22 protein-coding genes and 1 tRNA gene are annotated in these 21,870 nt (G+C 64.6%); 13 read left to right on the top strand and 10 right to left on the bottom strand.

The features are described from left to right. Positions 1-240 precede the first annotated feature (240 nt). The 3 genes from QOU61_RS00530 to QOU61_RS00520 are packed head-to-tail and all read left to right on the top strand — an operon-like array spanning position 241 to position 3,819. Positions 241-1,044, top strand: a complete 804-nt coding sequence (locus tag QOU61_RS00530) for an SDR family NAD(P)-dependent oxidoreductase (RefSeq protein ID WP_289656211.1) — start codon at positions 241-243, stop codon at positions 1,042-1,044. Positions 1,045-1,086: 42 nt separating this feature from the next. Further along, positions 1,087-2,208 carry a DUF5938 domain-containing protein gene (locus QOU61_RS00525; RefSeq protein WP_289656210.1) on the top strand — a complete coding sequence of 374 codons (1,122 nt, stop codon included), beginning with the start codon at positions 1,087-1,089 and terminating at the stop codon, positions 2,206-2,208. A gap of 57 nt (positions 2,209-2,265) precedes the next feature. Continuing rightward, positions 2,266-3,819 carry an AMP-binding protein gene (locus QOU61_RS00520; RefSeq protein ID WP_289656209.1) on the top strand — a complete coding sequence of 518 codons (1,554 nt, stop codon included), beginning with the start codon at positions 2,266-2,268 and terminating at the stop codon, positions 3,817-3,819. Between the two features lie 98 nt (positions 3,820-3,917). Here the strand turns inward: QOU61_RS00520 and QOU61_RS00515 are convergent, their stop codons facing one another. The 8 genes from QOU61_RS00515 to QOU61_RS00480 all read right to left on the bottom strand — a co-directional run bounded on the left by QOU61_RS00515 (position 3,918) and on the right by QOU61_RS00480 (position 11,256). Next, entirely contained in the window at positions 3,918-4,181 is a 264-nt protein-coding gene (locus QOU61_RS00515) for a BQ00720 family protein (RefSeq protein ID WP_289656208.1), read from the bottom strand. A gap of 53 nt (positions 4,182-4,234) precedes the next feature. Beyond that, positions 4,235-4,660, bottom strand: a complete 426-nt coding sequence (locus QOU61_RS00510; protein WP_289656207.1) for an Hsp20 family protein — start codon at positions 4,658-4,660, stop codon at positions 4,235-4,237. A gap of 133 nt (positions 4,661-4,793) precedes the next feature. After that, the gene (locus QOU61_RS00505; RefSeq protein WP_289656206.1) at positions 4,794-5,885 is read right to left on the bottom strand and encodes a sn-glycerol-3-phosphate import ATP-binding protein UgpC; all 1,092 of its coding nucleotides are present in this window, start codon (positions 5,883-5,885) and stop codon (positions 4,794-4,796) included. Between the two features lie 12 nt (positions 5,886-5,897). Next, positions 5,898-6,746 (bottom strand): sn-glycerol-3-phosphate ABC transporter permease UgpE, encoded by an 849-nt coding sequence (gene ugpE, locus QOU61_RS00500; protein ID WP_289656205.1) that lies wholly within the window; start codon positions 6,744-6,746, stop codon positions 5,898-5,900. Next, positions 6,746-7,627, bottom strand: coding sequence for a sn-glycerol-3-phosphate ABC transporter permease UgpA (gene ugpA, locus QOU61_RS00495; RefSeq protein WP_289656204.1), 882 nt, complete (start codon positions 7,625-7,627; stop codon positions 6,746-6,748). Before ugpA ends, ugpE begins: the two co-directional genes overlap by 1 nt. A gap of 216 nt (positions 7,628-7,843) precedes the next feature. Beyond that, positions 7,844-9,160, bottom strand: a complete 1,317-nt coding sequence (ugpB, locus tag QOU61_RS00490; RefSeq protein WP_502876869.1) for a sn-glycerol-3-phosphate ABC transporter substrate-binding protein UgpB — start codon at positions 9,158-9,160, stop codon at positions 7,844-7,846. A 343-nt stretch (positions 9,161-9,503) separates the two neighbouring features. Next, a complete protein-coding gene (locus QOU61_RS00485; protein ID WP_289656202.1) occupies positions 9,504-10,709 on the bottom strand; it encodes a CaiB/BaiF CoA transferase family protein in 1,206 nt (401 codons plus the stop codon). A gap of 121 nt (positions 10,710-10,830) precedes the next feature. Continuing rightward, entirely contained in the window at positions 10,831-11,256 is a 426-nt protein-coding gene (locus QOU61_RS00480; protein WP_289656201.1) for an organic hydroperoxide resistance protein, read from the bottom strand. 148 nt (positions 11,257-11,404) lie between these two features. Between QOU61_RS00480 and QOU61_RS00475 the strand changes: the two genes are divergently transcribed. Next, positions 11,405-11,863, top strand: coding sequence for a MarR family winged helix-turn-helix transcriptional regulator (locus QOU61_RS00475; RefSeq protein ID WP_289656200.1), 459 nt, complete (start codon positions 11,405-11,407; stop codon positions 11,861-11,863). A 93-nt stretch (positions 11,864-11,956) separates the two neighbouring features. On the opposite strand, the gene QOU61_RS00470 is transcribed toward QOU61_RS00475, so the two are convergent. Both QOU61_RS00470 and QOU61_RS00465 read right to left on the bottom strand, forming a co-directional pair. Beyond that, positions 11,957-12,032: transfer RNA gene (locus tag QOU61_RS00470), tRNA-Ala, on the bottom strand. A gap of 144 nt (positions 12,033-12,176) precedes the next feature. Continuing rightward, positions 12,177-12,587, bottom strand: coding sequence for a TIGR02300 family protein (locus QOU61_RS00465; protein WP_289656199.1), 411 nt, complete (start codon positions 12,585-12,587; stop codon positions 12,177-12,179). 175 nt (positions 12,588-12,762) lie between these two features. On the opposite strand from QOU61_RS00465, the gene aroA reads away from it, so the two are divergent. The 9 genes from aroA (at position 12,763) to trpA (ending at position 21,808) form a co-directional block, all read left to right on the top strand. Beyond that, positions 12,763-14,100 carry a 3-phosphoshikimate 1-carboxyvinyltransferase gene (gene aroA / locus QOU61_RS00460; RefSeq protein ID WP_289656198.1) on the top strand — a complete coding sequence of 446 codons (1,338 nt, stop codon included), beginning with the start codon at positions 12,763-12,765 and terminating at the stop codon, positions 14,098-14,100. Continuing rightward, positions 14,097-14,735 carry a (d)CMP kinase gene (gene cmk, locus QOU61_RS00455; RefSeq protein WP_289656197.1) on the top strand — a complete coding sequence of 213 codons (639 nt, stop codon included), beginning with the start codon at positions 14,097-14,099 and terminating at the stop codon, positions 14,733-14,735. The genes aroA and cmk overlap by 4 nt, the downstream gene beginning before the upstream one ends. Before the next feature lie 244 nt (positions 14,736-14,979). Beyond that, the gene (rpsA, locus tag QOU61_RS00450; protein WP_289656196.1) at positions 14,980-16,686 is read left to right on the top strand and encodes a 30S ribosomal protein S1; all 1,707 of its coding nucleotides are present in this window, start codon (positions 14,980-14,982) and stop codon (positions 16,684-16,686) included. A 394-nt stretch (positions 16,687-17,080) separates the two neighbouring features. Beyond that, positions 17,081-18,061: a signal peptide peptidase SppA gene (sppA, locus tag QOU61_RS00445; RefSeq protein WP_289656195.1), complete on the top strand. Its 981-nt coding sequence runs from the start codon at positions 17,081-17,083 to the stop codon at positions 18,059-18,061. A 174-nt stretch (positions 18,062-18,235) separates the two neighbouring features. Continuing rightward, positions 18,236-18,532, top strand: coding sequence for an integration host factor subunit beta (locus QOU61_RS00440; protein WP_289656194.1), 297 nt, complete (start codon positions 18,236-18,238; stop codon positions 18,530-18,532). A gap of 123 nt (positions 18,533-18,655) precedes the next feature. After that, the gene (locus tag QOU61_RS00435) at positions 18,656-19,048 is read left to right on the top strand and encodes a lipopolysaccharide assembly protein LapA domain-containing protein (protein WP_289656193.1); all 393 of its coding nucleotides are present in this window, start codon (positions 18,656-18,658) and stop codon (positions 19,046-19,048) included. 53 nt (positions 19,049-19,101) lie between these two features. After that, positions 19,102-19,761 (top strand): phosphoribosylanthranilate isomerase, encoded by a 660-nt coding sequence (locus tag QOU61_RS00430; RefSeq protein ID WP_289656192.1) that lies wholly within the window; start codon positions 19,102-19,104, stop codon positions 19,759-19,761. Continuing rightward, positions 19,758-20,975, top strand: a complete 1,218-nt coding sequence (gene trpB / locus QOU61_RS00425; RefSeq protein ID WP_289656191.1) for a tryptophan synthase subunit beta — start codon at positions 19,758-19,760, stop codon at positions 20,973-20,975. The genes QOU61_RS00430 and trpB overlap by 4 nt, the downstream gene beginning before the upstream one ends. Beyond that, on the top strand, positions 20,972-21,808 hold the full coding sequence (gene trpA, locus QOU61_RS00420) for a tryptophan synthase subunit alpha (RefSeq protein WP_289656190.1): 837 nt from the start codon (positions 20,972-20,974) through the stop codon (positions 21,806-21,808). The genes trpB and trpA overlap by 4 nt, the downstream gene beginning before the upstream one ends. Positions 21,809-21,870 lie beyond the last annotated feature (62 nt).

Genomic DNA, 21,870 nt, shown 5'->3' with positions numbered 1-21,870 from the left:
CGCGATCCACTGTGGCGGCGTCCGCAGTCACCGCAACCATCTTTCCGGACGGTCGTCAAGTTTCGCCTTGACAATCGTCAAGCTTCTATTGGACGTTTGTCAAAATAAATTTTGACGGTCGTCAAGATCATTCCAGTCCGGGGAGGACGATCGGCAGCCGGCCGGGCCGGCGCCGGAGCGCGCAAGCTGCAAACCGCCGGCACAGCCGGGCCCAACAACATCAGCAGGGAGGAGCACGTCATGAACGGGAACAATCTCGCCGGCAAAAGGGCGCTGGTCACCGGGGGCGCCCGAGGCATCGGGGCTGCGATCGCGCAGGCGCTGGCGCGTGCCGGCGCATCGGTCATGATCGCCGACATTCTGGAGGATGCCGGGAAGGCGAGCGCTGCTGAAATCGCGAAGGCCGGCGTGAAGACCGGATTCGCCAGGCTCGACGTGGCCGACGACGCGCAATGGGAAAGGGCGGTGGCGGCCACCATCGCCACGCTCGGCGGCTACGACATTCTCATCAACAATGCCGGAATCGAGATCACCTCGCTGGTGAGCGAGGTGAGGGCGGAGGATGCGCGGCGGATGTGCGACGTCAACATCGTCGGCACCGTGCTAGGCATGAAGCACGCGTTCCGCGCGATGCGGCCCGGCGGGCCGGCCGGCAAAGGCGGCGTCATCGTCAACATCGCCTCCGTCGCGGCGACCATCGCCTTTCCGAGCATCGCGGTCTACTCCGGCACCAAATCCGCGGTCGATCGCATGACGCGGGTAGCGGCGATGGAAGCCGGCAAGCTCGGCTTCGGGGTGCGCGTCAACTGCATCTATCCGGGCCTCATCCCGACCGACATGGGAATGCAGCTCGCCAACGACATCGTCGGGATCGGGCTCGCGGCTGATATCAACGCGGCGGTCGGTTCGGTGGTGGAGCAGACCCCGCTCGGCCGGCTTGCCGAGGTCAGCGACATCGCCGATTCCGCGGTGTTCCTGTGCTCGAACGATGCGCGCTTCATCACCGGCATCGGACTGCCGGTTGACGGCGGCATGGGCATGTAACGCGCGCTCGCGCGCCAACAATCAATTCGGAGGATACGGAAGATGAGCGAGAAGAAACCCGTCGTCGTCTATGGCGTGTCCGGCTATACCGGCCGCCTCGTCTGCGAATATTTGCGCGAGTACAACATTCCCTTCATCGCCGCCGGCCGCGACGGCACCAAGGTCAAGGCGGTGGTGGAGAAGATTCCCGGCATCGACACCGTCGAGCACGAGGTCGTGCAGGTCGAGCACACGGTCGAGGCGCTGACCAAACTGTTCAAGGGCTCCAGGGTCGTCAGCAACATGGTCGGCCCGTTCATCAAATATGCCCCTGAGGTGGTGGAGGCCGCGCTGCAGGCCGGCTGTCACTACACCGACACCACGGGCGAGCAGGATTGGGTGCTGATGGCGCAGGAACGCTGGGGCGCCCAGTTCGCCCAGAAGGGCCTGCTGCTGTCGCCGAACCTGGCGCAGATGTACACGACCGGCGAAATCGCCGCCAATATCTGCCTGGAAACGCCGGGTCTCGACACGCTCGACATTCTGGTGTTCTGGAAGGGCTTTCCGACCTACGCCTCGACGCAGACCATCTTCACCATCCTCAAGGCGAACTGGTACTATCTCGAGCAGAACAAATATGCCGAATGGGACGTCACCGCGCGCGCCGATGTCGTGGTGCCCGGCCAGCACGAGACCGCGATCGCGGTGCCGTGGGGCGGCACGGCGCACCCGGTCTGGTTCAAGAACGATCCGCGTGTCGCCAACTGCAAGGTTCTCGGCGGCGTGCTTGCCCGTCCTGTCATGGAAGGCGTGGTGCAGACCACCCAGATGGTGAAAGAGAAGATCAAGCCGTTGCCACCGGCAGAGCAGGAGAAGGCGCTTGCCGACATCGCGGCGACGCTGCAGGCCTCGATGCCGCCGCGCGAGAATCCGCGCATCAACACCTCGATCGATTCGGTCCACGCTTCCGGACCGCTCGGCCGTGCCCATTGCGTGATCCACGGCAATTGCAATTACAAGCAGACCGGCATGCTGCAGGCCTACGCCGCTTACGTGCTGCTGCAGCAACCACCGAAAAGGGTCGGCTTTGCCTCCGGCTGCCAGGCGTTCGGACATCGGGAGTTGCTCGGGCAATTGCGCAGCTTTGGCCTCGTGATGAATCCGATCCTGACGGTCCATGCGTGACGAGATGAAGCGGCGCAAATAATCTCGCGCCGCTTTTTCCACCAGCGGAGACGATCCGTGCGGCTGATCGATTATCTCGACAAGGGCGCCTCACTGGGTGCGGATGCGCCGTGCCTGACCATGGACGGCCGTGACCTCAGCTATGCCGACGTGCAGCGCCTCAGCTACCGGGTCGCACGCGGGCTTGATCGATCCGGCGTGGCCGCAGACGACAAGGTTGCGATCCTCTCCGGCAACGACCCGGTCGCCTTTGCCTGCGTGTTCGGTATTTCCCGCGCCGGCGCGGTCTGGTGCCCGATCAATCCGCGCAACGAAGCCGCGGAGAACCGGTTCATCCTCGACGAGTTCGACTGCGGCCTGCTGCTGTTCCATTCGAGCTTTGCGCCGATGGTCGAGCAGATGCGCGACCAGTTGCCGAAGCTTCGGGCGCTGGTGTGCCTCGATGCCGAACTGCCCTCCGCCCCGTCCTTCGAGCGCTGGCTCACCGGCCTCGACGACAGCGCCTGGCAGCGCGATCCGGTCGACGATCTCGCCATGATCCCCGGCACCGGCGGCACCACCGGCAAGCCCAAGGGCGTCATGCTGTCCGGTCGCAACCTCGAGGCCATGACGGCGCTGACCCTGATGGGCTATCCCTTCGCGGGCCGCCCGATCTACCTGGCGCTGGCGCCGCTGACGCATGCCGCCGGCGTGCTCTGCTTCCCGATCATGACGCTTGGCGGGCGGATCGTGATCATGCACCACCCCGATATCGGGGAATTCCTCGACCTGATCGGCCGCTACCGGGTCACGCACACCTTCCTGCCGCCGACCGTGATCTACATGCTGCTGGACCATCCCAAGCTTGACGCGGCGGACCTGACGTCACTGCAATGTTTCTGGTACGGCGCGGCACCGATCTCGGCAGCACGGCTCGCCGAAGCCTTGAGGCGTATCGGCCCGATGGCGCAGTTGTTCGGGCAGACCGAAGCGCCGATGATGATCTCGATGATGCCGCCGGCGGCGCATTACAATGCCGACGGCTCGATCGCCGTCGGCCGCCTGTCCTCCGCGGGCCGGGTCTCACCGCTGGTTCAGGTCGGCATCATGGACAAAAGCGGCAGGCTGCTGCCGACCGGCGAGCGCGGCGAGATCGTGGTGCGCGGCTCCCTTGTCATGGACGGCTACTACAAGAACCCGCAGGCCACGGCGGAGGCCTCCGCCTTCGGCTGGCACCACACCGGCGACGTCGGCTATCTCGACGGCGACAACTTCCTCTACATCGTCGATCGCGCCAAGGACATGATCATCACCGGCGGCTTCAACGTCTATTCGGTCGAGGTGGAAAACGCGCTGCGCGCCCATGAGGCGGTGCAGGACTGCGCGGTCGTAGGCCTCCCTGACGACAAGTGGGGCGAGCGGATCGTCGCGGTGGTGCAGCTGCGCGCCGGCCGCATCGCCGATACCGATGCGTTGGCAGCCTTTGTCAAGGCGCGGATCGGCAGCGTGAAGACGCCAAAGCAGATCGAAATCTGGGATGACCTTCCGCGATCCAAGGTCGGCAAGGTGACAAAGCCCGACATCCGCGCACGGCTTTTGGGCGTCGCGGCGACAACCGCCGGCAAAGGCTGACGAGGCAAAAAAAGGCCTGCTCCCGGTCGACCAGGAGCAGGCCCGCTATTTCCGAATTCGATGGGCTGCGGCAGCGGTTCGCGCTGCCGTTTCCGGCGTCAGTGCACGCTGACGGCCTGCAGCTCGTTGCTCCAGGCATTCGCGACCGCGGCCTCGCGTGAGTCGGTCAGCATGATCGGCGTGCCGTCCGCGGCGTGCAGGGCGAACAGTTTCAGGCCCGGCGCGATCTTCGGCGCCTGCGGAAACAGGCTCGGCACGTCCTCGGAGCGAATCTGCTTCACATAGGCGATGTGACCCTCGCCCAAGGTAGCCAGCGCCTCCAGCGAGACGGGCGGTTCCAACGCAACATTACCTTCAGTCATGGTCTCGACTCCTCTGAGACTTAAGCGGTCGAGTCCGCTACTCGTTCCATCCATTATTCGTGTTCATTGATAGCGATTGTCTTAACGACCTTCTCCGGCTCCGGCCGGGCCAGATCGATCGACAACAGCCCGTTCTTCAGATCCGCGCCCAGCACCAGCATGCCTTCCGCGAGCACGAAGGTGCGCTGGAAGTGGCGCGCCGCAATGCCGCGATGGATGTATTGCCGGGCCTTTTCCTCCTGCTGCCGGCCGCGGATCACGAGCTGGTTTTCCTCAATCGTTACATCGAGTTGGTCGCGGGTAAATCCCGCCACCGCCAGCGTGATTCGCAGCCGTTCGGGCTGGCCGTTGGACCGCTCGCACCGTTCGATATTGTAGGGCGGGTAGCCGTCGGCGCCTTTGACGACGCGATCGAGCACGCGCTCGATTTCGTCAAATCCAAGCAGGAACGGACTGGATAACGTAGGAACACGAGACATAGTTTACAAAGTCCTCTCGAAGCGACTTTGACGTTTCAGGGCCCTTCCGGCACCCCTTGCGGAACAATATGGGCATGATTTGTAGGCTGTTCAAGCGCCTCAGGAAATTGCCCCACAGCCGATCCTTAACCCGTTAAAGGCCGACGCGCCGCCGGCCGTCGGCCGAGAACAGATGCAACTTGTCCCGCGGCGCGACCGCACGGATGCGCTCGCCGATTGCGGGCCCGCTCTGCCCGGGAATACGGACCAGGATTTCCCCCGGTGGCAGTTCCCCGGGCCTGGCGCTGACCGCCGCCGGCCGGTCGCGCTCGGCGGCGCGCAGGCCGTACACATAGGTCTCGGCGCCGACCCGTTCGATCGCCTCCACCGTCAGGTCGAATGCCACGCCGCCGTCGGGCGCGCTGCCGTTGGCGAGCTGGAGGTCCTCGGGGCGGACGCCGAGAATGCCGGCCTCGGCGCCGGGATCTGGAAGCTGGATTGTCCCGTCGGGCAGCGCGATCAGGTTCATCGGCGGCGCGCCGATGAAGGCCGCGACGAAGGTGGTCGCCGGCTTCTGGTAGATGGCGAGCGGCGGGCCGATCTGCTCGACCTGGCCGGCGTTCATCACGACCAGCATGTCGGCCAGCGTCATCGCCTCGAGCTGATCGTGGGTGACGTAGATCGACGTCGTGTTGAGCCTGCGCTGCAATTTGCGGATCTCGACGCGCATCGCGATGCGCAGCTTGGCGTCGAGGTTGGAGAGCGGCTCGTCGAACAGGAACACCTTGGGCTGCCGCACGATGGCGCGGCCCATCGCGACGCGCTGGCGCTGGCCGCCGGAGAGCTGGCGCGGCTTGCGCTCGAGCATCGCGGACAGCTCCAGGATGCGCGCCGCTTCCTGCACGCGGGTGTCGATCTCGCCTTTGGCCATGCCGCGGTTGCGCAGGCCATAGGCCATGTTGTTGTAGACGCTCATATGCGGATAGAGCGCGTAGTTCTGGAACACCATGGCGATGTCGCGCTCGGCCGGCTCGACCGTGTTGACGATGCGCCCGCCGATGTCGATCTCGCCGCTCGTGATGGTCTCGAGCCCCGCCACCATGCGCAGAAGCGTGGACTTGCCGCAGCCGGAGGGGCCGACCAGCACGCAGAACTGGCCGTCGCCGACCTCGAAATCGACGCCCTTGATGGCTTCGAGCCCGCCCGGATAGGTCTTGCGGACATTACGGAGGGTGACGTTAGCCATGCGTTCGCCCGTTCATTTTTCCGTCTCGACCAGCCCGCGCACGAACAGCTTCTGCATCACCACCACGACGAAGACCGGCGGCAGCATCGCAAGGACGGCGGTCGCCATCACCACAGGCCATTCGGTGAGCGCATCGGTGGTCGTGATCATCTTGCGGATGCCGATCTGAACGGTCTGCATGTCGTCGCGGGTCGTGATCAAAAGCGGCCAGAGATACTGGTTCCAGCCAAGGATGAACAGGATCACGAACAGCGCCGCCATGTTGGTACGCGACAGCGGCAACAGCGTATCCCAGAAGAAGCGGAACGGGCCCGCGCCGTCGATGCGGGACGCCTCCAGCAGCTCGTCCGGCACGGTCATGAAGAACTGGCGGAACAGCAGCGTCGCGGTAGCCGACGCGATCAGCGGCAGCGCAAGCCCTGCATAGCTGTCGAGCAAATGCAGGTCGGCGACGATCTTGTAGGTCGGGTAGATGCGCACCTCGACCGGCAGCATCAAGGTGATGAAGATCAGCCAGAAGATCGTCATGCGGAAGGGAAAGCGGAAATAGACGATGGCGTAGGCCGAGATGATCGAGATCGCGATCTTGCCGAGCGCGATCAGCATCGCCATCACGAACGAGTTGAACAGCATGGTGCCGACCGGCTCGCGGGTCGAGCCGCTGGTGCCGACGAAGATCGTCTTGTAGTAGGTTTCGAGGAAATGCCCGCCGGGCAACAGCGACATCTGCCCGTTGGCGATCACGGCATTGTCCTGGGTCGAGGCGACGAAGGCGAGATAGACCGGAAACGCCACGATCGCGATCCCTATCCACAGGATCAGGTGGGCGACATAGCGGCGGATGCCCTCGCGTTCCACCATCAGTAGGTCACCTTGCGCTCGACGAAGCGGAACTGGATCGCGGTCAGCATGATCACGATCACCATCAGGATGACCGACTGCGCCGCCGAGCCGCCGAGATTGCCGCCGAGCAGGCCGTCGACATAGACCTTGTAGACCATGGTTTCGGTGGCCTTGGCCGGGCCGCCGCGCGTCATGGTGTCGATGATGCCGAAGGTGTCGAAGAAGGCGTAGACGATGTTGACGACGAGCAGAAAGAAGATGGTCGGCGACAGCAGCGGGAAGGTGACGGTCCAGAACCGCCGCATCGGGCGCGCGCCGTCGATCGCGGCGGCCTCGAGCACGCTTTTGGGAATGCTTTGCAGGCCGGCGAGGAAGAACAGGAAATTGTAGGAGATCTGCTTCCAGGCCGCCGCCAGGATGATCAGGGCCGCCGCCTGGTCGCCGTCAAGCAGCGGGTTCCAGTCGACACCCATCGCCTGCAACCCGCGCGCGAGAATGCCGAGCGAGGGGTGCAGCATGAACACCCAGAGCACGCCGACCACGGGCGGGGCGACCGCATAGGGCCAGATCAGCAGCGTGCGGTACAGCGTGCCGCCGCGCATCGGCTTGTCGGCCATGACGGCGAACAGCAGCGCCAGCGACAGCGAGGTAACCGCGATCGCGAAGGAGAACGTAAAGGTGCGCAGGATCGCGGCGAAGTAATCGGCCTGGCTCAGCAGTTCACGGTAATTGTCGAACCAGACGAAGGTCGTCGACAGCCCGAACGCATCCTGCAGCAGGAAGGATTGCAGCACTGCCTGGCCTGCCGGCCAATAGAAGAAGATCAGGACGACCGCGAGCTGCGGCGCGACCAGCGCGTAGGGGAGCAAACGTGACTGGAAGATCGATTGCTTCTGCATGAGACCCGGCGAAAGAGGCAGGCGGCTCCTAGTGGTCCGATTCTAACATTCGCATCCCGTTGCAGCAGGCTGTTTCGCGAATGTTAGAATCAGAAGGACCACTAGCAATTTATTGTTTCCAGCGGGGCTTTGGATTTGACGTTCGCATCACGGAATCGCGGCAAGGGATAGCGAACGTCAAATCCGCTCCACCGGCCGCCACCTGCCTCGCTGCTGTCAGTGCACCGCCGTCTTTTCAAACTGTCGGAGCATCTGGTTGCCGCGCTCGACGGCGGCGTCCAGCGCCTGCTTAGCGGTCTTCTTGCCGGCCAGCGCCTGCTCGATCTCCTCCGCCCACACCTCGCGCAACTGCACCATGTTGCCAAGGCGAAGACCGCGCGAGTTCTCGGTCGGCTCCTTGTTGGTGAGCTCCTTCAAGGGCGTTTCGAGGTAGGGCTGGTCCTTGTAAAAGCCCTGGTCCTTGGCCTTCTCATAGGCGGCGCGCGTGATCGGCAGATAGCCTGACGCCTTGTGGATCTCGACCTGACGGTCGGTGTCGGAAAGGAAGGCCAGGAATTTCGCCACGCCCTTATATTCGTCCGCCGACTTGCCGCCCATCACCCAGAGCGATGCGCCGCCGATGATCGAGTTCTGCGGGGCGCCCTTCACGTCGGGATAATAAGGCATCGGCGCGTTGGTGAAGTTGAACTTCGCCTGCGACCTGACGTTGCCGAAGAAGGCCGACGAGGTCAGGAAGATCGGGCATTCGCCCGAGGTGAAGCGGCCTTCGCCGGCATTGGTGCGGCCCGAATAGTCGTAGGTCTTGTCCTTCTGCAGCTCGACCAGGGTCTCCAGGTGCTTGACCTGCAGCGGGCTGTTGAACTCCAGCACGGTGTCGAAGCCATCGAGGCCGTTGGCCTTGGTCGAGAGCGGCACGTTGTGCCAGGCCGAGAGCTGCTCCAGATTGACCCAGGTCACCCACGCATTGGAGAAGCCGCATTTGTCGTAGCCCGCGGCCTTCAGCTTCTTGGCGTCGTCGAACACCTCGGGCCAGGTCTTGGGAATTTCCGCGATGTTTGCCTTCTTCAGCGCGTCGAGGTTGATCCACATCACGGTGGAGGACGAGTTGAAGGGGAACGACAGCATCTCGCCCTTCGAGGTCGAGTAATAGCCGGTGATGGTCGGCAGGTAAGCCTTGGGATCGAACTTCTCGCCGGTCTCGGCCATCAGCTTGTAGACCGGCTTCACCGCGCCGGTCGCCGCCATCATGGTCGCGGTGCCGACCTCGAACACCTGTATGATGGCCGGCGCATTGCCGGCGCGGAACGCCGCGATGCCGGCGTTCATGGTGTCGGCATAGCCGCCCTTGTAGGTCGGGACGACCTTGTAGTTGCCTTGCGAGGCGTTGAAGTCGTTGGCGAGCTTGACGATCAGGTCGTTGTTGCCGCCGGTCATGGCGTGCCACCACTGGATTTCCGTCACCGCCGACGCGGGTGAAGCGGCAAGCGCCAGCGCAAATGCGGTCGCAGCCGCGGCACCGAAACGAAAAACCATCAAAGCCCTCCCGTTGCATCATGCTTTGCGGGCTGCGCGTTAGCAGCGCCGGATGACGCGTCAATGACCGCGCCAGTGGTTCGATTCTAACATTCGCTCCCCGCTTTGAGAGGCGGTTTTGCGAAAGCTGGAATCAGAGGTCCACCAGCAATTATTGTTCGCGTGGAGCTTTGGATTCGACGTTCGCACGAAGAAAATCGCGGCGAACCGTCAGCGAACGCCAAATCCGCTCCACTGGGCCGGGATGGTACGGGAAATGCCGCCCAATGGAAGCGGTACAATGGGCGAACGGAGCCGGCGGCGATCGTCCCGGCTTTCGCGAGTGCGGTCGCGAATGATGCGCTCAGCGCTTCCTGACGGGACCGCAGACCACGCCCTCTGATATCAGCGCCTCGATATCGCGCTTCGAATAGCCGAACTCGCCGAGCACCTCGGCGGTATCCTGGCTGAACTTCGGCGGCGTCAGGCGCAGGCTGGGCTTGCTGCGGTCCATCCGGATCGGGGACGCCACGCCCTCGTACCAGTCCTTGGAGATGATATCGCCGCGATAGACCGTGTGCTCGTTGGTGAGCGCCTGGTCGATCTTCTGCACCGGGCCCGCGGGGAGGCCGGCCGCCAGCAGGCGGTTGCACAGGGGCTCGGCCTCGTGCCGGGAAAACACCGCCGCGAGCTCGGCGCGCAGCGCCTCGCGGTTGGCGATGCGGTCCTTGTTGCGGGCAAAGCGCGGATCGGTGCCGAGCTCGGGCTTGCCGATCTCCTTGGCGAGCTTGCGGAAGGTGCCGTCATTGCCGACGCCGATGAAGATGTCGTCGGTCTTGGTCGGGAAGATCGAATAGGGCACGAGGTTCGGATGCTCGTTGCCGGTCAGCGACGGCGGCTTGCCATGCATGAAATAGTTCGCGGTGTGCGGATGCATGATGGCAAGGCCGGTCTCGTAGAGCGTGGTCTCCAGGAACTGTCCCAGGCCCGATTTCTGCCGTTCGGAGAGCGCCATCAGGATGCCGATCGCCGCGTAAAGCCCGGTGGTGATGTCGACCAGCGGCACGCCGATCCGCATTGGTCCGCTTTCTTTCGATCCCGTCGCCGCGATCATGCCGGTCATGGCCTGGATGATCGCGTCATAGCCGGGATTGCCGCCGCGCGGGCCGTCGGCGCCGAAGCCGGAGATCCGGCAATGCACGAGCCGCGGAAATTTTTCGCGCAACACCGCGTTGCCGATGCCCCATTTGTCGAGCGTGCCCGGCTTGAAATTCTCGATCAGCACGTCGGCGCCTTCGAGCAGCTTCATCAAGACCGCGCGCCCGCCTTCGGAGGCGAGGTCGAGCCCGATCGAGCGCTTGTTGCGGTTGATGCCGACGAAATAGGCCGCATCCTCATCGTGGAAGGGAGGACCCCAGTCGCGCACCTCGTCGCCGGCGGGCGGCTCGACCTTGATCACGTCGGCGCCGTGGTCGGCGAGGATCTGGGTGCAGTAGGGACCGCCGAGCACGCGCGTCAGGTCGATCACGCGCAAGCCCGTCATCGCGCCGGGGGCTGTTTCAGTCGTCATGGCTCAATCTGGCTTCAGGAAAGGTTGAAACCATTAAGCATTCCGGAGGCGGTCACGCAAATACCCCAGCCCGCGGCTGGGCGCATGCCGCCGCGGGCTGGGGAAGTGGGCCTCTCGGCGCTCAGACAACCTTCAGGCGGACGTCGACATTGCCCCGCGTGGCGTTGGAGTAGGGGCAAACCTGATGCGCTTTGGCGACCAGGGCTTCGGCCTCGGCGCGCGGAACGCCAGGCAGCGACACTGCAAGATCGATATCGAGGCCGAAGCCGCCTTCGGAGCGCGGTCCGATCCCGACCGTCGACGTCACGGAGGCGTCGGCCGGAACTTTCGGGCCGCCTTGCGACGCGACGAATTTCATTGCGCCGATGAAGCAGGCGGCGTAGCCGGCCGCGAAAAGCTGTTCGGGGTTGTTGCCGGCACCGCCGGCCCCGCCGAGCTCCTTCGGCGTGGTCAGCTTGACGTCGAGTGCGCCGTCGAGCGTGGCGGCGTTGCCATCCCGGCCCCCGGTCGCCTTGGCGGTGGTCTTGTAGAGCACATTCACGGACATCGCGGTCTCCCTTGCTTGCGGTTTCGATGCGCTTATATTGCCTACAATTCAATTGTGCACAATAGAAATAATAGCGGGTCACATTTAATTGTCCGCAATTGATTGGGCGCCCCCGGTGCCCCACAATGGCGGGCTGATGAGGATGCCAATGGCCAGGAAACAGGCAGGCGATGGCCTGCTGCAACTCACCAATCAGATCTGCTTCGCGGTGTATTCCACCGCGCACGCGTTCAACCGCGTCTACAAGCCGCTGCTCGACCGGCTCGGCCTGACCTATCCGCAATATCTCGTCATGCTGGTGCTGTGGGAGCGCGACGGCGTGGCGGTCAAGGACATCGGCGATCGGCTGTTCCTCGATTCCGGCACGCTGACGCCGCTGCTCAAGCGGCTCGAGGCCACCGGTCTCGTCAGGCGGACGCGCAGCGCGGATGATGAGCGGCAGGTCCTGATCTCGCTCACCGCGCAGGGTCAGGCGTTGAAGGAGAAGGCCAGGGCGGTGCCGCAGGCGATCCTCGCCGCCTCCGCATGTTCCGTGGCCGAACTCGCAACCATGAAGAATGAGCTTGTTGCCTTGCGCGACAGGCTCAACGCGATGATGCAGGAGTAGCGGCCGGCTGTAGACGTATTCATCTGACGGCTCGCAGCCCGGCTTCGCTACGATAGGGCTTGCCGAGCTGAAGCTGGCGAAGCCAGCGAAGGCTGGTGGAGCCAGGCGGGATCGAACCGCCGACCTCTTGCATGCCATGCAAGCGCTCTCCCAGCTGAGCTATGGCCCCATGTCGCCTGAGGCGAATGGATTAGACCAGATCGCGATTGCGCTCTAGCCCAATTTGCATTCGATCCGGACCGAAGGCCGGATCATGCTGCTCGCGCGCGTTGGGCCGCGCGCGGGAGACCCAGAACACAGTTCCGGGCCGATCTCAAGTCTCCTCGTCGCCGCCGACATCGCCGATGATGTCGGTCACGTCCTCGTCGCCCTCTTCCTCGTCGGCGATGAAGGTCGAATCATCGTCCTCGTCGTCCTCGATGGTCTCGTCGACCTCGATGTCGTCCTCGGATTCGGGAACGACCGCCTTGACCTTGCCGGTCGACTCCTCGGCGTCGGCTTCCTCGAGGGACACCAACTCTTCGGACTCCACCGTCTCCGGCACGGCGTCGGCAGGAGCGGCCGCAGGCGCGCGGGTGTCGGCGCGGGTCCGCGGCGGCGCGACCGGCGCAATCGGCACGACCTCGCCGGTATAGGGCGAGATCACCGGATTCTTGTTCAGATCGTAGAACTTCTTGCCCGTGGTCGGGCAAATGCGTTTGGTTCCGAGGTCGGCTTTGGCCACGTGCGCAATCCCAGGGATTTTTCGAAAACGGAGCTTCACTTGGCTAGTTGAGGGGCCGCTGTCAATAGCGGTTTGCGGGCATTTGACGGCCGCGTGACGCGATCTTGCCCATGTGTTACCTGCGGCCGCAGGTCCCGCCAATGCGCGGGCTGTCCCCTCGCAACAGGACACAATCTTGACCGATTCCGCCCAACCGACCCCCCTGGAAGCCCGATGCAGCGGTCCGCTCGCAGGCCGGGTCCGCGTGCCCGGCGACAAGTCGATTTCCCACCGGGCCCTGATCCTGGGGGCGCTTTCGGTCGGCGAAACGCGGATTTCCGGTCTGCTCGAGGGCGAAGATGTGATCAACACCGCGAATTCGATGCGGGCGCTTGGTGCCAGGGTCGAGCGGACCGGCGATTTCGCGTGGTCCGTGCATGGCGTGGGCGTCGCCGGCTTCGCCGAGCCCCGCCAGGCGCTGGATTTCGGCAATTCCGGCACCGGCTGCCGGCTGGTGATGGGGGCGGTCGCCGGCTGCCCGATATCGGCGGTTTTCGATGGCGACGCCTCGCTGCGCAGCCGCCCGATGCGGCGGATTCTCGATCCCCTGGAACTGATGGGGGCCAGAATTGCCGACATCCGGGAGGGCGGCCGCCTGCCGGTGACGCTGAACGGCGCGCGGAACCCGGTGCCGATCACCTACCGCACCCCGGTTGCCTCGGCACAGATCAAGTCCGCCGTGCTGCTGGCCGGGCTCGCCGCACCCGGCATCACCACCGTGATCGAGCAGGAGGCGAGCCGCGATCACACCGAGCGGATGCTCAAACACTTTGGCGCCGAGATCGTCTCCACGCCGGAAGGGCTGCATGGGCGCAAGATCGCGCTGACGGGGGAAGCCGAACTGCGTGGCGCCGAGGTCGTGGTGCCGGCCGATCCGTCCTCGGCGGCGTTCCCCATCGTGGCGGCGCTGGTCGTCGAGGGTTCCGACCTCGTCCTGTCCGACGTCATGACCAATCCGCTGCGGACCGGGCTTTTGACCACACTGCGGGAGATGGGCGGCTCGATCGAGGAGAGCGACGCGAGGAGTGATACCGGCGAGCCGATGGCGCAATTGCGGGTGCGCGCCTCGAAGCTGCGCGGCGTCGAGGTGCCGCCGGAGCGGGCGCCCGCGATGATCGACGAATATCTGGTGCTGGCGGTGGCGGCCGCCTATGCCGAGGGCACCACCGTGATGCGGGGCCTGAAGGAGCTGCGGGTCAAGGAATCCGACCGCCTGGCGGCGACCGCCGACATGCTGCGGGTCAACGGCGTCCGGGTCGAGATTTCCGGCGACGACCTGATCGTCGAGGGGCGCGGCCATGTTCCCGGCGGCGGCCTCGTTGCCACCCACATGGACCATCGCATTGCCATGTCGGCGCTGGTGATGGGACTTGCGTCGGATGAGCCGGTGGAGGTGGACGACACCGCCTTCATCGCCACCAGCTTTCCGGATTTCATCCCGATGATGCGTTCGCTGGGAGCCGAGTTCTCATGATCATCGCCATCGACGGGCCGGCGGCGTCCGGCAAGGGAACGCTCGGCAAGCGCCTCGCCCATCATTATGGCTATCGCCATCTCGATACCGGCGTGATCTACCGTGCGGTCGCTTATGCGCTGATGAGCGAGGGCGCGGACCTGAAGGACGAGGCGCGCGCGGTCGCGGCCGCGCTGGAGCTCGATCCGGAAAAGTTCGGCAATCCGGTCCTCAAGACCCAGAAGGTGGGTGAGGCCGCCTCCGTCGTCTCGGCGATCGCGCGGGTGCGGGAGGCCCTGGTCAATTTCCAGCGCCAGTTCGCCGCCGACCCGCCCGGCGCGGTGCTCGACGGCCGCGATATAGGCACCGTGATCTGCCCCCATGCCGATGTGAAGATCTTCGTGGTGGCCGACCCCCGGGTACGCGCCCGCCGCCGCACGCTCGAGGCGAGGGCGAGGGGCGAGGAGGCCGACGAGGCGGCGGTGCTCGCGGACATCCTCAGTCGCGACGAACGCGACCAGAACAGGCCGATTGCCCCTTTAAAGCCGGCCCCGGATGCTTACTTGCTAGACAACTCCAATCTGGATATAGAAGGCGGCGTCCGGGCCGCCATCGACATTGTCGAGGCCGTTCGAGCAGGCCGGCAGCGGGTCTAGACCCTGCCGTCATTGGAGGTAGAGCCTGCTCCCGCCCTCAGATGCGTCGATAGCTCGATTTTTTTCGGTCGAGCTCATTCGCTTCCGGACCAGATATCAACGTATCGATCGTGCAGGCAGCTGCCGGCCCGCTCTTGCGTGAATAGCGCAACGAGCGGTCGTTAGGGTTTGCGGACCTCGACACTTCACGTCCGATACGCATGCAACCGAAATGGCCGGCAAATTCACCGCAATTGGAGAACCAATGGCTTCGACTGCTGCGAGTACGTATACCCCCACCCGCGACGATTTCGCCGCGATGCTCGACGAGTCCTTTTCGCGCGGCAACCTGCACGAAAATTCCGTCGTCAAGGGCAAGGTGGTTGCCATCGAGAAGGACATGGCCGTCATCGATGTCGGCCTGAAGACCGAAGGCCGCGTGGCCTTGCGTGAATTTTCCGGTCCCGGCCGCGAGAGCGATCTCAAGGTCGGCGACGAGGTCGAGGTGTTCCTCGACCGTATCGAGAACGCCCTCGGCGAGGCCGTGCTATCGCGCGACAAGGCGCGCCGCGAGGAGAGCTGGGGCAAGCTCGAGAAGGCGTTCCAGAACAACGAGAAGGTCACCGGCGTGATCTTCAACCAGGTCAAGGGCGGCTTCACCGTCGATCTCGACGGCGCGGTGGCCTTCCTGCCGCGTTCGCAGGTCGACATCCGCCCGATCCGCGACGTCGCGCCGCTGATGAACAACGCCCAGCCGTTCCAGATCCTGAAGATGGACCGGCGCCGCGGCAACATCGTGGTGTCGCGCCGCACCGTGCTGGAAGAGACCCGCGCCGAGCAGCGCCAGGAGCTGGTGCAGAACCTCGAAGAGGGTCAGGTGATCGACGGCGTGGTCAAGAACATTACCGATTACGGTGCGTTCGTTGATCTCGGCGGCATCGACGGCCTGCTGCACGTCACCGACATCGCCTGGCGGCGTGTCAACCATCCGACCGAGGTGCTCTCGATCGGCCAGACGGTGAAGGTCAAGATCATCAAGATCAACCACGAGACCCACCGCATCTCGCTCGGCATGAAGCAGCTGCTCGACGATCCGTGGCAGGGCATCGAAGCGAAGTACCCGCTGAACGCGCGCTTCACCGGCCGCGTCACCAACATCACCGACTACGGCGCCTTCGTCGAGCTCGAGCCCGGCATCGAAGGCCTGATCCACGTCTCCGAGATGTCATGGACCAAGAAGAACATGCATCCCGGCAAGATCGTCTCGACCTCGCAGGAAGTCGAGGTGCAGGTGCTGGAGGTCGATTCGATCAAGCGCCGCATTTCGCTCGGCCTCAAGCAGACCATGCGCAACCCCTGGGAGGTCTTCGTCGAGAAGCATCCGGTCGGTTCGGTGGTCGAGGGCGAGGTCAAGAACAAGACCGAGTTCGGCCTGTTCCTGGGGCTCGAAGGCGACGTCGACGGCATGGTGCATCTGTCCGACCTCGACTGGAAGCAGCCCGGCGAGCAGGTCATCGACAACTACAAGAAGAGCGACATGGTGAAAGCCGTGGTGCTCGACGTCGATGTCGAGAAGGAGCGTATCTCGCTCGGCATCAAGCAGCTCGAGGGCGATCCCTTCGCGGAGCCTGGCGACGTCAAGAAGGGTGCGGTCGTTACCTGCGAGGTGCTCGACGTCAAGGACGGCGGCATCGACGTCAAGATCGTCGGCACCGATTTCACCACCTTCATCAAGCGCTCGGAACTCGCGCGTGACCGCAACGACCAGCGCTCCGACCGCTTCGCGGTTGGCGAGAAGGTCGATGCGCGCGTGATCCAGTTCGACAAGAAGGCGCGCAAGGTGCAGGTGTCGATCAAGGCGCTCGAAGTCGCCGAGGAGAAGGAAGCCATCGCGCAATACGGCTCCTCCGATTCGGGTGCTACGCTGGGTGACATTCTCGGCACCGCGCTCAAGAATCGCGACAACAAGTAAAGCCTCACGCGCCGCGCTTGCGGCAAAAGGCCCCGGCCACGGCCGGGGCCTTTTTCTTCAGCGGCACCTTTTGGCCTGAGGGCGCACCGTGCGATGCGCCGGCGAATCCGTACCGCCGGCTTCGCTCGCGGGAGGGGCCTTCATTTCTTCAAATTGCACCGCAATTGATGTAAACCGATAAGGCTTTGGTCACTTACGAATGTAAAAGGCTTGGGCCACCAGTGTGGTGGTTCGGAAGTTCTCTTCATTTGTGCCGCGAGCTCGTCAAGAGAACTTCCGAACCAAAACCACACTAGAATCATAGATTTGCTAGTGTCCTTTCGGCCCGAAGTTCGCAAAAGGACCTGCCGCAAAATGATGCGAACTTCGGGTCCGGGACACCAGGAGCATTTTCATGTCGCTTGATTCGGATGTGATCGTCGACCGCCGCCGGATTCGACGCAAGCTGACGTTCTGGCGCGTGACCGCCGCCGTCATCGCCATCGCTGCCATCGCGACGCTGGGCGTGCTCGTCACACCGGGCGGACGCAATTCGCTCACCACGTCGGGCTCGATCGCCCGCATCAATATCGAGGGCCTGATCCGCAGCGACCAGGAACGCGTCGAGGCGCTGGAGCGGCTGGAGAAGTCGCAGGCCGCTGCCGTCATCGTGCACATCAATTCGCCCGGCGGCACCACCGCGGGCTCCGAGCAGCTGTTCGACGCGCTGTCGCGGCTGAAGGCGAAGAAGCCGCTGGTCGTGGTGGTGGAGGGTCTCGCCGCGTCCGGCGGCTACATCACCGCGATCGCCGCCGACCACATCATCGCGCAGCAGAGCTCGCTGGTTGGCTCGATCGGCGTGCTGTTCCAGTACCCCAATGTCAGCGAGCTCCTGAAGACCATCGGCGTCAAGGTCGAGGAGGTGAAATCCTCGCCGCTGAAGGCCGCGCCGAACGGGTTCGAGCCGACCAGCCCGGAAGCGCGCGCCGCGCTCGACGCGCTGGTGAAGGATTCCTATGCCTGGTTTCGCGGGCTGGTGAAGGAGCGGCGCGGCATGGACGATGGGCAGCTCGAAAAGGTCGCCGACGGGCGCGTCTTCACCGGCCGCCAGGCGATCGAGCTCAAGCTGGTCGACCAGCTCGGCGATGAGAAAGCGGCGGTGGCGTGGCTCGTGGCCAACAAGAATGTCAAGAGCGACCTGCCGGTACGCGACTACAAGCTCAATCCGCGCTTCGGCGACCTCACCTTCCTGCGCACGGCGGCCAACGTGACCCTCGATGCGGTGGGCCTGGGCGCGATTGCGCGCCACTTCGAACAGGCTGGCGTGAGCCAGGCGGTCGACCGCCTCGGCCTCGACGGCATGCTGGCGCTCTGGCAGCCTGCCGGGACCAATTGAAATCGGAAAAGGCGCACCCGCAGCCGCCTTCGCGTTAAGCGGGTGTCGGCTTTTTTGGCCTGGGGGGCCGTTTGTGACAGCCTTTCGCGCTGCGCAAACTTGATTTAGCGTCTTGACAGTTCAAGGTATTTTCACGGAAATGGACGCACCGACGCTCCCGGGTCTCACCCTCCTATGATCAAATCCGAACTCGTTCAGCGCATCGCCGAGCACAACCCTCACCTCTACCAGAGGGATGTCGAGAACATCGTGAACGCGATCCTCGACGAAATCGTCGCCGCACTTGCGCGCGGCGACCGGGTGGAGCTGCGCGGTTTTGGCGCATTTTCGGTGAAGTACCGCCCGGCGCGTTCGGGCCGTAATCCGCGCACCGGCGCGCATGTGCCGGTCGATGAAAAATGCGTTCCGTTCTTCAAGACCGGCAAGGAAATGCGCGAGCGGCTTAATCGCGACAATCCGGAAGGCGCCTGAAGCGCTTTCGTCGCCGCACCAGTGAGATGAATTGGCGGCACGCGGTGCGGGAACTTCAGATCGGCGGCACTTGTCGTCGGCGAAGCGTGGCGCTGATGGCGCCGATCAACCCGAGCGATGGCCATGCGAAAATTCCTCAACGCCCTGATCGTCGTTCCGCTCGGTCTCATCTTCATCGTCTTCGCGGTGGCGAACCGTCATTTCGTCACCGTCTCGTTCGATCCCTTCAACTCGACCGATCCGTCGGTCGCGATCAGGCTGCCGCTGTTTGTCGTGATCATCCTGGTCGCGATCCTGGGCGTGATCGCCGGCGGCGCGGCCACCTGGTTCCGGCAGCGGCGCTGGCGTCGCGCGGCGCGACAGCACGAAGCAGACGCGCGGACGGCGCGGATGGAACTGGCGGACCTGCGGGCTGCCGCCGCTGCCTCCCGCCATGACCAGAACCGCCTTCCGGCGCCGCCAAATAGCGGCTTTTACGGGGTTTCCGGGCGAGACAAGCAGGGCGCGACGTTGTAGAACCCGGCCCGCCGCCCCTCTGCCCGGTGCGGAAAGCACGAACCCCGAGAGCCATGTCCCTGCTCGTCAAAATCTGTGGCCTGTCGACATCGGAGACGCTCGATGTCGCGCTCGACGCGGGCGCAGACATGGTCGGTTTCGTGTTCTTTCCGCCCTCGCCGCGGCATCTCTCGCTTGAGGCCGCGCGCACGCTTGGCGCGCGGGTCAAGGACCGCGCGCTCAAGGTGGCGCTGACCGTCGATGCCGACGACGCGACGATCAAAGCCATCGTCGAAGCGCTGCAGCCCGACATCCTGCAGCTTCATGGCAAGGAAACCGCGGCGCGGCTGCGCGATATCAGGCAACAATTCGGCCGTCCCGTCATGAAGGCGCTGGCGGTCGAGAGCAAGGCGGATCTCGCGTCACTGCCGGCTTATGCCGATGCGGCCGACCGCATCCTGTTCGATGCCCGGCCGCCGAGGGGCGCCACGCGCCCGGGTGGACTGGGCGCGGTGTTCGACTGGCATGTGCTGGAGGATCTCGATCTGCAATTGCCGTTCATGGTGTCCGGCGGGCTCAACGTCGACAACGTCAGCGCAGCCGTGCGCGTCACCCGCGCCGGCGGCGTCGACGTGTCCTCCGGCGTGGAGGTTACCCCCGGCGTCAAGGACCCCGAGATGATCCGCGCCTTCGTCCGTGCGGCGCGGGCGAGCGAAGAGCTGAGTGTGCGATGAACCAGAACCGGCCCAATTCCTTCCGCAGCGGCCCCGACGAGCGCGGCCATTTCGGCATCTTCGGCGGGCGTTTTGTCGCGGAAACGCTGATGCCGCTGATCCTCGATCTGGAAAAGGCCTATGCCGAGGCCAAGGCTGACCCCGCCTTCCAGGCCGAGATGGACGGTTATCTCAAGCACTATGTCGGCAGGCCGTCGCCGCTCTATTTCGCCGAGCGGCTGACCGAGCATCTCGGCGGCGCGAAAATCTATTTCAAGCGCGAGGAGCTCAACCACACCGGCTCGCACAAGGTGAACAACGTGCTCGGCCAGATCATGATGGCGCGCCGCATGGGCAAGAAGCGCATCATCGCCGAGACCGGCGCCGGCCAGCACGGCGTCGCCACCGCCACGCTGTGCGCCCGGTTCGGGCTCGAATGCGTGGTCTATATGGGCGCGGTCGATGTCGAGCGGCAGCAGCCCAACGTGATCCGCATGGAGATGCTGGGCGCCAGGGTCGTTCCGGTGCAGTCGGGGGCGCGCACGCTGAAGGACGCCATGAACGAGGCGCTGCGCGACTGGGTCACCAATGTGCACAACACCTTCTATTGCATCGGCACGGTGGCGGGGCCGCATCCCTATCCGATGATGGTGCGCGACTTCCAGTCCGTGATCGGCGTCGAGACGCGCCGGCAGCTGCAGGAAGCCGAAGGACGCCTGCCGGATTCGCTGGTCGCATGCATCGGCGGCGGCTCCAACGCGATGGGGTTGTTCCATCCCTTCCTCGATGAGCCCAGCGTGGAAATCTTCGGCGTCGAGGCGGCAGGCCACGGGCTCACGCAACTTCATGCGGCTTCCATCGCCGGCGGCCGGCCCGGCGTGCTGCACGGCAACCGCACGTATTTGCTGATGGACGAGGATGGCCAGATCCAGGAGGCGCATTCGATCTCGGCGGGCCTCGATTATCCCGGCATCGGGCCGGAGCATTCCTGGCTGCACGAGACTGGCCGGGTGAACTACCTCTCCGCGACCGACGAGGAGGCGCTGGCGGCCTTCCAGCTGCTGTCGCGGCTCGAGGGCATCATTCCGGCGCTGGAGCCGGCGCATGCCATTGCCAAGGTGATGGAGCTCGCGCCGAAGCGGCCGAACGACCATCTGATGGTCGTCAACCTTTCCGGCCGCGGCGACAAGGACGTGCCGCAAGTCGGCGATATCCTGAAGGGCCGCAAAAAGTGACCACCCGCATCGACGCGCGTTTTGCCGAGCTGAAGCGCCAGCGCCGCTCGGCCTTCGTCACCTTCGTGATGGCCGGCGATCCCGATCCCGCCACGTCGCTGAAGATCATTCAGGCGTTGCCTGCGGCGGGCGCCGATATCATCGAGATCGGCATGCCCTTCACCGATCCGATGGCGGACGGCCCGTCGATCCAGGCTGCCGGCCTGCGCGCGCTCAAGGCCGGCATGACGCTCAGGAAGACGCTCGAGATGGTGCGCAGCTTCCGCAAGGACGACAACGCGACGCCACTCGTACTGATGGGCTACTACAACCCGATCTATATCTACGGCGTCGACCAATTCCTCGCCGACGCGAAGAGCGCCGGCGTCGATGGCCTGATCATTGTCGACCTGCCGCCGGAAGAAGACACCGAGCTCTGCGTGCCCGCGCTCAAGGCCGGGCTCAACTTCATCCGGCTGGCGACGCCGACCACCGACGACAAGCGGCTGCCGGCCGTGCTCGCCAACACCTCCGGCTTCGTCTACTACGTCTCGATCACCGGCATCACCGGCAGCGCCGCCGCCGATTCGAAGGAGGTCGGCGAGGCGGTGGCGCGAATCAAGCGGCATACGAATCTGCCGGTCTGTGTCGGCTTCGGCATCCGCACGCCGCAGGCGGCGCGCGCGATCGCCCAACATGCCGACGGTGCCGTGGTCGGCACCGCGCTGGTCGATGCCTTGCGCGCGAGCCTCGATGCGCAGGGCCGCGCGACCGCCGCGACGGTCAACGCCGTGGCCGAGCTTGCCGCCGCGCTCGCCGAAGGTGTACGGGGCGCCAAGCAGGCGGCCGAATAGTCGCGTTGACAGGCGGGAGAAGCGGCTTGCCGGGCTTTGCGGCAGCCGCCATATAGCTACAG

The sequence above is a fragment of the Bradyrhizobium sp. NP1 genome (assembly GCF_030378205.1).
GTDB lineage: Bacteria > Pseudomonadota > Alphaproteobacteria > Rhizobiales > Xanthobacteraceae > Bradyrhizobium.
This window is presented reverse-complemented; position numbering and strand designations above follow the sequence as displayed.

Bases quoted from the DNA above. Each gene is read 5' to 3' on its own strand.
- QOU61_RS00530 (WP_289656211.1), top strand. From the start codon at position 241: ATGAACGGGAACAATCTCGCCGGCAAAAGGGCGCTGGTCACCGGGGGC.
- QOU61_RS00525 (WP_289656210.1), top strand. From the start codon at position 1,087: ATGAGCGAGAAGAAACCCGTCGTCGTCTATGGCGTGTCCGGCTATACC.
- QOU61_RS00515 (WP_289656208.1), bottom strand. From the start codon at position 4,181: ATGACTGAAGGTAATGTTGCGTTGGAACCGCCCGTCTCGCTGGAGGCG.
- QOU61_RS00510 (WP_289656207.1), bottom strand. From the start codon at position 4,660: ATGTCTCGTGTTCCTACGTTATCCAGTCCGTTCCTGCTTGGATTTGAC.
- QOU61_RS00505 (WP_289656206.1), bottom strand. From the start codon at position 5,885: ATGGCTAACGTCACCCTCCGTAATGTCCGCAAGACCTATCCGGGCGGG.
- ugpE (WP_289656205.1), bottom strand. From the start codon at position 6,746: ATGGTGGAACGCGAGGGCATCCGCCGCTATGTCGCCCACCTGATCCTG.
- ugpA (WP_289656204.1), bottom strand. From the start codon at position 7,627: ATGCAGAAGCAATCGATCTTCCAGTCACGTTTGCTCCCCTACGCGCTG.
- ugpB (WP_502876869.1), bottom strand. From the start codon at position 9,160: ATGGTTTTTCGTTTCGGTGCCGCGGCTGCGACCGCATTTGCGCTGGCG.
- QOU61_RS00485 (WP_289656202.1), bottom strand. From the start codon at position 10,709: ATGACGACTGAAACAGCCCCCGGCGCGATGACGGGCTTGCGCGTGATC.
- QOU61_RS00480 (WP_289656201.1), bottom strand. From the start codon at position 11,256: ATGTCCGTGAATGTGCTCTACAAGACCACCGCCAAGGCGACCGGGGGC.
- QOU61_RS00475 (WP_289656200.1), top strand. From the start codon at position 11,405: ATGGCCAGGAAACAGGCAGGCGATGGCCTGCTGCAACTCACCAATCAG.
- cmk (WP_289656197.1), top strand. From the start codon at position 14,097: ATGATCATCGCCATCGACGGGCCGGCGGCGTCCGGCAAGGGAACGCTC.
- rpsA (WP_289656196.1), top strand. From the start codon at position 14,980: ATGGCTTCGACTGCTGCGAGTACGTATACCCCCACCCGCGACGATTTC.
- sppA (WP_289656195.1), top strand. From the start codon at position 17,081: ATGTCGCTTGATTCGGATGTGATCGTCGACCGCCGCCGGATTCGACGC.
- QOU61_RS00440 (WP_289656194.1), top strand. From the start codon at position 18,236: ATGATCAAATCCGAACTCGTTCAGCGCATCGCCGAGCACAACCCTCAC.
- QOU61_RS00435 (WP_289656193.1), top strand. From the start codon at position 18,656: ATGCGAAAATTCCTCAACGCCCTGATCGTCGTTCCGCTCGGTCTCATC.
- QOU61_RS00430 (WP_289656192.1), top strand. From the start codon at position 19,102: ATGTCCCTGCTCGTCAAAATCTGTGGCCTGTCGACATCGGAGACGCTC.
- trpB (WP_289656191.1), top strand. From the start codon at position 19,758: ATGAACCAGAACCGGCCCAATTCCTTCCGCAGCGGCCCCGACGAGCGC.